General features: G+C 68.9%; 10 protein-coding genes and 6 pseudogenes. 10 read left to right on the top strand and 6 right to left on the bottom strand.

All coding sequences use genetic code 11. From position 1 onward, the window contains the following. Window positions 1-254 (top strand): LAETG motif-containing sortase-dependent surface protein (locus tag ACWC91_RS40850; RefSeq protein WP_450644412.1); only part of this gene is annotated, 254 nt, incomplete at its 5' end. 10 nt (window positions 255-264) lie between these two features. On the opposite strand, the pseudogene ACWC91_RS40845 reads toward ACWC91_RS40850, so the two are convergent. Then, window positions 265-540 (bottom strand): annotated as a pseudogene (locus ACWC91_RS40845) (ISAzo13-like element transposase-related protein); the annotation flags it as partial. A gap of 62 nt (window positions 541-602) precedes the next feature. On the opposite strand from ACWC91_RS40845, the gene ACWC91_RS40840 reads away from it, so the two are divergent. The 4 genes and pseudogenes from ACWC91_RS40840 to ACWC91_RS40825 form a co-directional block, all read left to right on the top strand. Then, a complete protein-coding gene (locus tag ACWC91_RS40840) occupies window positions 603-1,976 on the top strand; it encodes a sensor histidine kinase (protein WP_450644414.1) in 1,374 nt (457 codons plus the stop codon). Between the two features lie 239 nt (window positions 1,977-2,215). Continuing rightward, window positions 2,216-2,875: a response regulator transcription factor gene (locus ACWC91_RS40835; protein ID WP_301184445.1), complete on the top strand. Its 660-nt coding sequence runs from the start codon at window positions 2,216-2,218 to the stop codon at window positions 2,873-2,875. A gap of 73 nt (window positions 2,876-2,948) precedes the next feature. Next, window positions 2,949-3,158: a hypothetical protein gene (locus tag ACWC91_RS40830; RefSeq protein WP_281157465.1), complete on the top strand. Its 210-nt coding sequence runs from the start codon at window positions 2,949-2,951 to the stop codon at window positions 3,156-3,158. Between the two features lie 18 nt (window positions 3,159-3,176). Then, window positions 3,177-3,397 (top strand): annotated as a pseudogene (locus tag ACWC91_RS40825) (IS5/IS1182 family transposase); the annotation flags it as partial. On the opposite strand, the gene ACWC91_RS40820 reads toward ACWC91_RS40825, so the two are convergent. Continuing rightward, complete coding sequence (locus ACWC91_RS40820) at window positions 3,323-3,529, bottom strand: hypothetical protein (RefSeq protein WP_281157467.1); 207 nt, start codon at window positions 3,527-3,529, stop codon at window positions 3,323-3,325. The pseudogene ACWC91_RS40825 and the gene ACWC91_RS40820 overlap by 75 nt on opposite strands. 454 nt (window positions 3,530-3,983) lie before the next feature. On the opposite strand from ACWC91_RS40820, the gene ACWC91_RS40815 reads away from it, so the two are divergent. Further along, window positions 3,984-5,093 (top strand): PP2C family protein-serine/threonine phosphatase, encoded by a 1,110-nt coding sequence (locus tag ACWC91_RS40815; RefSeq protein ID WP_450644417.1) that lies wholly within the window; start codon window positions 3,984-3,986, stop codon window positions 5,091-5,093. Between the two features lie 21 nt (window positions 5,094-5,114). Beyond that, window positions 5,115-5,230 (top strand): annotated as a pseudogene (locus tag ACWC91_RS40810) (MarR family transcriptional regulator); the annotation flags it as partial. A 31-nt stretch (window positions 5,231-5,261) separates the two neighbouring features. Here ACWC91_RS40810 and ACWC91_RS40805 read toward each other — a convergent pair. The 3 genes and pseudogenes from ACWC91_RS40805 to ACWC91_RS40795 all read right to left on the bottom strand — a co-directional run. After that, a pseudogene (locus tag ACWC91_RS40805) lies at window positions 5,262-5,563 on the bottom strand (MFS transporter); the annotation flags it as partial. 85 nt (window positions 5,564-5,648) lie between these two features. After that, window positions 5,649-5,894 (bottom strand): hypothetical protein, encoded by a 246-nt coding sequence (locus tag ACWC91_RS40800; RefSeq protein WP_281157463.1) that lies wholly within the window; start codon window positions 5,892-5,894, stop codon window positions 5,649-5,651. A 130-nt stretch (window positions 5,895-6,024) separates the two neighbouring features. Next, a complete protein-coding gene (locus ACWC91_RS40795; protein WP_281157462.1) occupies window positions 6,025-7,284 on the bottom strand; it encodes an ROK family transcriptional regulator in 1,260 nt (419 codons plus the stop codon). Window positions 7,285-7,448: 164 nt separating this feature from the next. Between ACWC91_RS40795 and ACWC91_RS40790 the strand changes: the two genes are divergently transcribed. The 3 genes and pseudogenes from ACWC91_RS40790 to ACWC91_RS40780 form a co-directional block, all read left to right on the top strand. Beyond that, window positions 7,449-7,667 carry a hypothetical protein gene (locus tag ACWC91_RS40790; protein WP_281157461.1) on the top strand — a complete coding sequence of 73 codons (219 nt, stop codon included), beginning with the start codon at window positions 7,449-7,451 and terminating at the stop codon, window positions 7,665-7,667. Between the two features lie 228 nt (window positions 7,668-7,895). Continuing rightward, a complete protein-coding gene (locus ACWC91_RS40785; RefSeq protein ID WP_281157460.1) occupies window positions 7,896-9,596 on the top strand; it encodes a glycoside hydrolase family 18 protein in 1,701 nt (566 codons plus the stop codon). Window positions 9,597-10,059: 463 nt separating this feature from the next. Next, window positions 10,060-10,376: pseudogene (locus tag ACWC91_RS40780) on the top strand (IS701 family transposase); the annotation flags it as partial. A 143-nt stretch (window positions 10,377-10,519) separates the two neighbouring features. On the opposite strand, the pseudogene ACWC91_RS40775 reads toward ACWC91_RS40780, so the two are convergent. Next, window positions 10,520-10,757, bottom strand: a pseudogene (locus ACWC91_RS40775) (hypothetical protein); the annotation flags it as partial.

Raw genomic sequence — 10,757 nt, 5'->3', positions numbered from 1 at the left:
TGCCGTGCTCGGAGGGCCCTGGCCTCTACACCAACGCGCACGCCTACGCGGACTGGATCAACAAGACCATGAAGACCAACCACGCCCCGAAGAACTACCACGCCCTAAAGACTGCGGCCACGGGCTCCGACCTCGCCGAGACCGGTACGAACGACAACACCGCCGCAATCGCCGGTATGGCCGCCGCGCTGGTCGTCGCCGGTGCCGGCACCGCCGTCGCAGTACGCCGCCGCAAGACCCGCCGCGCCGTCTAAGCGAAACCGCCGCAGCCCAACAGCGGCGGATCGACTCGACGGCGAACACGGAGGTGTCGTGATCGGTGCCGACGTTCACCCAGCCGCTGTCGTGGGCCAGATCGTAGATGCCGAAGGGTATCGCCACGTCGACGTCGGGGCCGATGAAGTAGAAGCTGTGGTCCTCCACCCGCACCGGATCGCCGTCGCCGGCGGGGCGCCATTGCCGCCCGGGGTTCGGCAGCTGCCCCAGCTGTTCCTTCTTCTTGGCATCGATGCTGATCACCGGCTGACCGCCGGACTGGTGCACGCTGGGAGTACGGCGGGACAGCCGTAGGAGACACGGAACGAGGGGACGGGACGACGCCGATGGCCACCCAGTACCGATCGCAGGACGCACCAGGGTACGGGCCCTACAGCGCGGGCGGGCTCCACGACGGTGGCACCGGCCGGGAACGGCACCTGCTGCCGGCCGGGCTGCGGGCGCCGTTCGAGGCCCGCAGCTGGCGCGAGTTCGGGTACGTGCTGCTGAATCTGCCGATCGGCATCATGCTGTTCACGTACGCGGTGACGATGGTGTCGCTGGGCGCGGGCCTGCTGGTGACGTTCCTGGGCGTCCCGGTGCTGGCGGCGGCGCTGGCCGGCTGCCGCCTGTTCGGCGTGCTGGAGCGGGCGCGGGCGCGCCGGCTGCTCGGCCTGGAGGTCGCCGAGCCGCAGCCGCTGCGGACGACGAAGCCGGGCGTCCTGGCCTGGACGGGAGCCCTGCTGAAGAGCGGCGCCTCCTGGCGGGCCCTGCTCTACGCGATCCTGCACTTTCCGTGGGCGGTGTTCTCCTTCTCGGTCTCGCTGGTCTTCTGGACGCTGGGCTGGAGCCTGCTGACGTATCCGCTGTGGTTCTGGGTGTTCCCGATGTGGGCCGGCCAGGGCGGACTCCAGCTCTACGGCGACGGCCGGCACGGCATCTATCTGGACAATCCGTTCGAGATCACGGTGACCGCGCTGGTGGGGCTGCTGTTCACGCTGGCCACGCCGTGGATCGTGCGGGCGCTGACGATGGTGGACCGGGTGCTGGTGCACGGGCTGCTGGGGCCGTCGCGGCTGTCGGCGCGGGTGGTGGAACTGGAGTCGGACCGGGGGGTCGTGGTCGACACGGCCGCCGCGGATCTGCGGCGCATCGAGCGGGACCTGCACGACGGGGCACAGGCCCGGCTGGTCAATCTGGCCATGGGTCTGGGCCTGGCCAAGGAGAAGCTGCTGGAGGGCCGGTCCGACGAGCATGTCGCCGCGATGGTCGAGGAGGCGCACGGCGAGGTGAAGCTCGCGCTTCAGGAACTGCGCGACCTGGCCCGCGGCATCCATCCCGCCGTGCTGACCGACCGCGGCCTGGACGCGGCCCTGTCGGCGGTGGCCTCGCGCTGCACGGTGCCGGTGCGGGTGGAGGTCGATCTGGCCGAGCGGCCGGCGGCGGCCATCGAGGGGATCGCTTACTTCACGGTCTCCGAGCTGCTCCAGAACGTCAGCAAGCACAGCGGGGCACGGTCCGCCTCCGTCGACGTCTGGCGGGTGGAGGACCGGCTGATGCTCCAGGTCGAGGACGACGGGGTCGGCGACGCGGACATGTCCAAGGGGTCGGGCCTCGCCGGGCTGGCCGAGCGGCTGGACGCGGTGGACGGGATCCTCATCGTGGACTCGCCGTCCGGGGGACCCACCCGGGTGACGGCGGAGCTGCCCTGGCGGCGCTGAGCCACGGCCCGAAGTCCGCTGTTTCCCCGGCGTCGCCGAGCCGCCGCTCCCGAAGTCCCCTGATGGCGGCCTGCCGGCCGCGGCCACACCGGTCGCGGCGGCAGGCCGAAACATGTAGTCGCCTCCCTGCACTTCCCCTGGCCCGGGCGCGGCGCGGTCCGAATACTGGAATGCTGGACCATGTCACACGGAAGGCCGTGGTGCGAGGCTGTGGGGGGCCGAGGATCGTGGAGGACAGGGTGCGAGTGGTCATCGCCGAGGATTCAGTACTGCTCAGGGAGGGCCTTACCCGGCTGCTGACCGACCGCGGACACGAGGTCGTGGCGGGTGTCGGGGACGCCCAGGCGCTGATCAAGACCATCACGGAGCTGCACGACCAGCAGGCGCTGCCGGACGTCGTCGTGGCGGACGTGCGGATGCCGCCGACGCACACCGACGAGGGCGTCCGGGCCGCGGTGCAGCTGCGCAAGGCGCACCCGGCGCTGGGCGTGCTCGTGCTCTCGCAGTACGTGGAGGAGCGGTACGCCACCGAACTGCTGGCAGGCTCCAGCGGCGGGGTCGGCTATCTGCTCAAGGACCGCGTGGCCGAGGTGCGCGAGTTCGTGGACGCGGTGGTGCGGGTGGCCGAGGGCGGAACGGTCCTGGACCCGGAGGTCGTCGCGCAGCTGCTCGGCCGCAGCCGTAAGCAGGACGTGCTGGCCGGGCTCACCCCGCGGGAGCGGGAGGTGCTGGGGCTGATGGCCGAGGGGCGGACGAACTCGGCAATCGCCCGGCAGCTGGTGGTGAGCGACGGCGCGGTCGAGAAGCACATCAGCAACATCTTCCTCAAGCTCGGACTGTCCCAAAGTGATGAGGATCACCGGCGTGTTCTGGCCGTGCTCACCTATCTGAACTCGTGATCGTCCGACACTGTCTCGGAGCCTGCGAGCCGTCTCACCAGGGCTCAGCAGCCACAGCGAGGACAACCTCATCGTGGCCGTCCCCTGTTCGATCACATCGTGCTGCTGGCTCGGATCGCAGCCCGGACCAACAACCCCTACGGCAAGCGAAGAACGTGACGCCGTTCTCCACCACCTGACCACCGTCGAACCGCTGCTGCGTGCCACCGCGACCGTCGAGATCGACGCCACCGCACCCATCGAACGCGTCGTTCAACAGCTGGAAGAACTCGCCGAGCACTGACCCCGGGACAGCCACAACGCCAACGTCCATGACAGCCAGGCCCTGATCCGCTCGTGAAGGGGATACCGCCGGTCCGCTCCCGGCGAGGCCCCTGGCGGCGCAAGCCTGGCAAACTCCACGCCGACAACGACTACGACTACGACTACAACCACCTGCGGCGATGGTTATCCCAGTGGGGCATCCGGCGCCGCATCGCCCGCAAGGGCGTGCTCACCGACGGCCGCGCGCACCTGCTCAGACTTGCCCGCGTCCCGCACGGTGGTACGCACCAGATAGCCGCGACCGAGCAGGCCCGCCATCACCCAGCCGGCCAGATACCCCGTGCCACCGGTGACCAGGACCCTCTCGTCACCGCGAGCCTGTGTGCACAAGGAGTTCTTCGTTCTCGACGAGATCGACGCCTGCCGCTCCCCCCGAGCTGGACATTGTCAGCACGCCGCTCACGGTTGTGCCGGGGGCAGAGGTCGGGTCAGTCGTCGCCATTGAGCATGGCAGGGGTCAGTACCTTGCCGGCGACTCCCCAGCCACCGTCGAGGACCTCTTCGATGACCAACGAGGACTGTGACCATCGCGCCGTGGCCGCTGTGCGTCAGGCGCTGGCCGCCGCCGCCGGCCCGCCGATCGGCGGGCTGCTCGTGGGCGCTGCAGGATGGCGCTTGGCCGTAGAAGTGCAGGGTGCCGCGGTCACCGGCGAGGATCTCCGGGCATGCCAATCGATCAACGTTCGTGTGCAGCCGCCCTTGGGCCTACAACATCATGAGCGAGCTGTGACTCCCCGCTCGTATCGTGAAAAGAGACAGAGCTGCGGGGCAAGGCAGGGAAGTCATGAATGTGCCGGCGGTCGACTACGCGGCGGTGTTCCAGGCCCTTCCCGGGGCGGTGGCGCTGGTGACCCCGCAGCTGATCTACGCGGATGCCAACGCGGAGTTCTTGCGCCTCCGGGGCGTTGTCCGCGAGCAGGTAGTCGGTCGCTTCGTGCCCGAGGACCACCCCGAAAAGGACCCCTCCGAGCCTCTCCTGCTCAGAGTTCTGGCGTCACTGCGCCAGGCGGCGGGCACCGGTGAACGCAGCATCGTGGCGCTGCAGCGCTACGACATGGAGGACCCCGACCAGCCCGGAGTGTGGCACGAGCGGTACTTCAACATGACCAACATCCCCGTGTTCGGATCTGATGGACGGGTGACGCTGCTGCTGCACCGGGTGGAGGACGTCACCGAACTCATCCGCGCCCGTGAAGTCGCGCTGACCTTGCAAGAAGCCATGCTGCCCGCTCCTCGCCCGGTCGGTCGGCATCCGGCGGCCGTACGCTACAGGCCCGCCGCCGAAGCACTGAACGTGGCCGGCGACTGGTACGACCTGGTCGACCTGCCCGGCGATCGCATCGCCGTTGCCGTCGGCGACGTCGTCGGCCACGGCCTGCCCGCCGCCGGAGTCATGGGACAACTGCGCAGCGCCCTCAGCGCCGCCTCCCTCGTCGCCGAAGGCCCCGCCCGCGCCTTGGAAGCCCTCGGGTTGTACGCCCGCACCGTCGACGGTGCCGAGAACACCACCGCGGCCACGGCAGTCATCGACTGGGACACCCGCACCATCACCTACAGCAGCGCCGGCCACCCCCCACCTGGGCTCCTGCAGAGGGACGGGACCGTCGAGTTCCTGGACCAGGCCACCGACCCGCCACTGGCCGCCCGCCCTGAACACGCCCCCCGGATCCAGGCTGTCGCGGCCTTCCGCGAGGGCGCCGTTGTCGTGCTCTACACCGACGGCCTGATCGAACGCCGCGGCGAAGACATAGACACCGGCCTCGCCCGGCTCGCCGACTCCCTGGCCCGCCACCAGGCAGAAGAACCCGAAGCCCTCGCCGACGCCGTGCTCAACGACCTACTTCCACCCGGTGACGCCACCGACGACACCGCCCTGGTCATCATGCGCCTGTGAATCCAGCCGGAAGCGTCCAAGATTGCCGCCCTGCGTCAGACGCTGTTCGACCGGCTCAGCCCCGAACAGCAGAAGTCCCTCGGCGAGAGGGACTCCAGCCGAACAAAGCGGGTGCGGACCTGCCCTGGCTCCGCTGAGGTACATACCACTCAGTGGGCGCTGACCTGTTATCGCCGCCTCGTCCTTCACGCCCTCACCGGATGCGGCACCGGAGGACCCGGTCACCGTGCCGCCGCCCGGGCGCGCGGTTTCACGAAGGTCAGGGCGATCGCGGCGGCCACGACCAGGATCCCGACGGCGAACCAGATGGCGCTGGTGTAGCCGTTCACCATGGCCTGCAACTGCACCAGCTGCTGCTGGGGCCTCGTGGCGGCACCCCCGATGTGGTCCTGGATGTACGAGGTCGTGGCCGAAACCGCGATCGTGTTCAGCAGGGCCGTACCGATGGCGCCACCCACCTGACGACGGGTTCACCGGTGTCCTGGCCGCCGGCCTCCGGCGCCAAAACGATCCGCACCATCAACCTGACCTGATGCCCTTCGCGGTGTCGGGCCGTCAGCAGCCCGGTCCATCCGGCATTCGTGCGGCACCGCCGAGCCAGCTCGGGTACGCGCGCCGCCTCCTCGGGATCAGCAGTTCCGCCGCGGGCCGGCCGACGGCCTCGGAGGTCGGGTAGCCGAGCAGGCGCGCCGCGTCGGAGGTCCAGCTGGTCACGGCCGCGTGGGCGTCCAGCGGCAGCGGTGCCGCATCGGCCACGTCGAATCGCTGCTGGGTGGCGTCGTGGTCCTCTCGCATCCCCACAGCGGCACTCTCCGTCCCTGTGAGCCGACAGCTCTTGCCCATTGTCCCATCAGGCGGGCTTCTGTACGGATCACAGCCCTGTTCCGCCTGCCGCGAATTCCCGGGGCCGGCGGGCGCCGCCGGCCCCGGCTCACGTCGAGCGCTTGGCCCCGCTGTTCTCCGACCGGACGCGCTGCTCGTTCGGGGGCAGCAGCCGGTTCTCCACGTCGTCCAGAGCCAGTCTGACCGCGCCCATGACGACGGCGTCGTCACCCAGACGGGACAACTCGATCGGCGTCGGCACGAGGGTCAGCGGTCGCAGGTGCCGGGTCACGGCGTCGAGTACGACGCGCCCCGCGCGGGACAGTCCGCCGCCGATGACGAGCAGGTCCGGGTCGAGCACGAGCAGGACCGGCGCAAGACCGCGCGCCAGACGGGCTGCGACCGTGTCGATGACTCCCTGCGCTCCGGGGTCGCCGTCGGCTGCGGCATCGAAGACTGAGACGACGTCGAGTGCGCCCTCCCGCAGCAGAGCGGCAAGCCGGGGGCTTCGCCGGTACGGGAGCGAGCCGGCGAGGTCCACGATGGCCGACGCGCCCGTGAGCCGTTCGAACGGCCCCAGTCCCTCCGCGTCAGGCCGCGCGCCGTGGTCGTCGTGCGGATCGAGGACGGTGAGGTAGCCGATCTCTCCGGCCGCCCCCGACGTGCCGCGGTGCAGCCGCCCGTCGATGCAGATGCCGCCGCCGACCCGCTCGCCCCACAAGGCGAACACCACGGTGGGGGTGTTCCGGGCGATCCCCTTCCACTGCTCGCCGAGCACGGCGAGGTTCACGTCGTTCTCCACCTGGACCGGGCAGCGGAAGGTCCGGCGCAGCTCCGCCTTGAGGTTCAGCGAGGTCCAGCCGGGCAGGCCGGGCGCCTGCGCCAGCTTGCCCGAGCGCGGGTCGAGGATGCCGGGACTGCCGACCGCCGCGGCCAGCACCGCCTCACGCTTGAGGCCGGCCTCGTCCAGCGCCCCGCGTACCGTCAACCGGACGGCGGCGAGCAGTTCGCGGCTGTCCTGCGCGGCCGAGGTCGCACAGCGGCTGGTCGCCAGAGGCTCACCGTTGAGGTCGGCAATCACCGCGGAGGTGCGGTGCGGCCCTATGTCGATGCCCAGGACGCAGCCGGCGTCGGCGCGGAATCGTACCAGCCGGGCCGGCCGGCCCATGACGTTACGACTGTCGGGATGCTCCTCGACGTACTCCACCCAGCCGGCTGCGCGTAGTTCGTCGACCACCTCGCTCACGGTGGGCCGGGACAGTCCTGTGCGGCGGGCGATTTCGGCCAGGCGCAGATGAGACACCTCGCGAAGCACCATCAGGACCCTGCCCTGGCTGAGCTGTCGCAGGAGCGGCGGGTCCTCTCTCATGGGCGGCGACGCTTTCCCCTTGACTCGGTTGCCCCTGCCAGGAAAAACTATAGCAGCCTACTTTCGTAAGTGGCTTACACAAGTGTCTGCACAAGTATCACTTCCGCTGCACCAAGCGGCCGGTACGCAAACGCGCTCCGGCCGGAAGGCAAGGAGGGATCGAGTTGCAACACGAGAGATCTGGCCCACAGCCTCACTCCCGCCGCGCGTTCCTCGCGACCTCGGTCGCCGGAGCCGCGACGGTCGGCGCGGTGGCCCAGGCGGCCCCGGCGAGCCCCTCGGGCAAGAACCAGACCGCCGCCGCAGCTGTCTTCGCCAACAACGTCGGCAGCCGATCACCGTTCCTGCGAACCGAAAAGCTCCGCTACCCGGTACGGCGGTGATGGCGACCACGCCTGTAGCGGTCGCCGTCACTGCTGATGCTCGGCGCCCCGTTCGTCTCCCAGCCCAGGACGGCGGCTGGCATGTCTCATGCAGCCGGGCTCGACGTCCGGCTGATCCACACACGACGCACTCGGCGTATTTCACGCTCCCCGGGTGCAGCATCACAACCAACAGGAAGGGTATCGATGAAAATCAGACGGATATTCGTCTGTGCAAGCGTTGCCGCAATGGCCGTACTCGGGTTCGTTCCGCCTGCGACGGCAGACGCGAAGAAGCCCGCAACAACCGGCGAGACCGTACCGCCACTGCCGACACCGATGGTCGGCGGCTACCTGCTCTCCGATCCGCCGAACTTCAAGCGCGTCCAGATGGACCTGGTCACGCACTTCTTCTGGGCATTCTCTACCATTCGCAATGGTAGTTGCACGACCGCGAGCACCGCGGGCATCAACGAGGTGCTAGCAGAGCGCCAGGCTCGGCCGGACCTGAAGGTCATCCGTTCGATCGGCGGCTGGGGAGCCGCCAACTTCTCCGACGTGTCCTCCAGCGATGCCAAACGCAAGGCGTTCGTCGCCTCGTGCATCGACGCATTCGTCAAGAACGGAGCCACCGACGGGTTCGACCTCGACTGGGAGTTCCCGATCTCCGGCGGCCTGCCGAACATCGGCTACTCACCTGACGACCGGCAGAACTTCAACCTGCTCGTCGATGAGTTCCGCGCCCAGCTGAACGCCTACGCGGACGCGCACGGCAAGAGCCGCCGGGACTTCCTGGTCACCGCCGCGCTGCCGGCGGGACGCTGGCAGGACTCCGGCAACGGCGTCACCGGCGCGCCGTACGACACGAACACCAGCTTCGATCTGGCGACCCTCGGCCGCACCCTGGACAACATCAATGTGATGACCTACGACATGGGTACCGGGTACTCCCCCGTATCCATGTTCAACCAGCCGCTCTACAAGCACTCCGACGACAACACCGGCGATCAGTACAACAGCACGGACGATGCCGTGCGCTACTACGTCGAGCACGGTGTGCCGCGCAACAAGATGACGCTGGGCGTGGAGTTCACCCTGGCACGAGGGTTCGTCACCACCACCACCCTCAACAACGGCCTGTTCCAGCCGTGGACGTCGACCGGCTGCGGTCAGACCACAGCGGCCAACGCACTCAACCCGAGCAACACCTCCATCCTGATCAACTGGGACGCTCAGGTTCAGTCGCCGTACCTGTGGAACCCCACGACGCGGACCTTCTGCAGCTACGAGACCGCGCACTCGCTCGGCATCCGCTCCAAGTACGCCAAGGAGCAGGGGCTCAACGGCATCTTCACCTGGCAGCTCACCGGGGACGCGAGCGGCAGCCAGTTGCGCGCCGTCTCGCTGCCCTGGCAGCCGGAGAAGGTGACGGCCGCACCGGCTCCGACGGTGAACGGTACGACCTTCTACCCGAATGCGAGCCAGTCCTTCAGCGGAACCGTGGCCACGGTGGCCGGAAGCTCGGCGGACTCACTGACCGCGATCATCAACTGGGGCGACCTCACCCGCAGCCCCGGCACCGTGACGCCCACTGGTGGCGGCAAGTTCGCCATCTCAGGGACGCACACCTACGCCACGCCCGGCGCGTACCAGCTGACGGTGAGCACCATCGACCCGGATTCGCTGAACAGCCGGATGGTCAACGGCTACGCGTTCGTCGACACCTCGCCGTACCCCTACCTCGCAGGTCTCGTCGACAAGTTCAGCACGAACAGTGGTGTGACAGCTGGCCTCAACGCGAAGCTCAACGCGGCGAGCCAGGCACCGAACAGCACCGCACGCGCCAACAAACTCGATGCTTTCATCAACCAGATCCGCGCGCAGACCGGCAAGGCGGTGACAGCTGGCCAGGCCGACACCCTTACCCAACTTGCCGAGACGCTGGAGTAGTTGCCCGGCAAGGTGCGACAGCACCGACCAACCGTTGGGGGAACGCATTGAGTAGTGATCAAGATGCGGTCCAGGCGGGGTGCTTGAGCCAGATCATCGAGTCACGTAGGTGGGGGCCGACGAGGTAGCGCGTGGGGGTCTTGCCATACCGCGGGGCGATACCTCGCCAGGCGTCTTCAGCTTGTTGATGAGACGTTCAACCGTGTTCCGCTCCTGCTCTCAGGGGGGAAGGAAGCGCAACCCGTAGGTAGGTACTACGAGTACCTACCTACATTGGGGGTGCAAGGTTGTCCGTGAGCCGGGCCCGCTGCGAGCCGGTGGTGCGCCGCGTCGACTGCGATCCCGAGGCGACGCCTAGCTCATGGATACAAGGGTGCAAGACCGTTCGGGAACCGCCTCGCAGCTACAGGCGGGGAGCGAGGGTCTCGCAGTACGCGAGAGGGACCAGTGCCTGGTAGACGTGGCCCGCGGCTGCATGACCTCCCGCTTCCTTGCGATGCAGGCCCGGCCGGCCGGGTGCGCTCGCGTCGGCTGGCCCAGGCAGCCACAGTGGCCGGGCACGGCCGGTGGGACGGCGTCCTGCCCGAGGTGTGGCTTCTGGCCGAATGGCCCGACGGCGAGGACGAACCGACCCGGTTCTGGCTGTCCGACCTGTCCGACGACACCCCGATCGCCGACCTGGTCCGCCTGGCAAAGATCCGCTGGCGCATCGAGCACGACTACCGCGAACTCAAGCACGGCCTGGGCGTCCCTTCAGGGCAGCTTCGGGAGCACAGGGGGCCTCCCCCTGGGTGGTGGACACGCTGATACTGGATCTGCTTGATCCGGAGGAAGCGAGAAAGACCGCCGATGGCGATGAAGGACTACTCGGACGAGTTCAGGGCCGATGCCGTGGCCCTGTACGAGTCCACGCCCGGGGCGACCTACAAGACGTCGCCGCCGACCTGGGCATCAACAGGAACACCCTGCGAGCCTGGGTGCTGCGGGACCGTGAACGCCGCGGTGTCGGTCCGGCCGCCCCGCCGGCGGGCGGCAAAGCTCCGGCCCGGGGCGGCCAGGCGGCGCCGGCCGGTGATCAGGGTGTCGACGAGGAGGTGGTAGCTGCGGGTGACCTCGCAGGGCAGTCCGAAGCCGCCGGCGGCCTCGAGGACGGCGAAGCCG

The organism is Streptomyces sp. NPDC001204 (assembly GCF_053598035.1).
The sequence above is the reverse complement of the archived record's forward strand: the minus strand, read 5'-3'. Positions and strand labels throughout refer to the sequence as shown.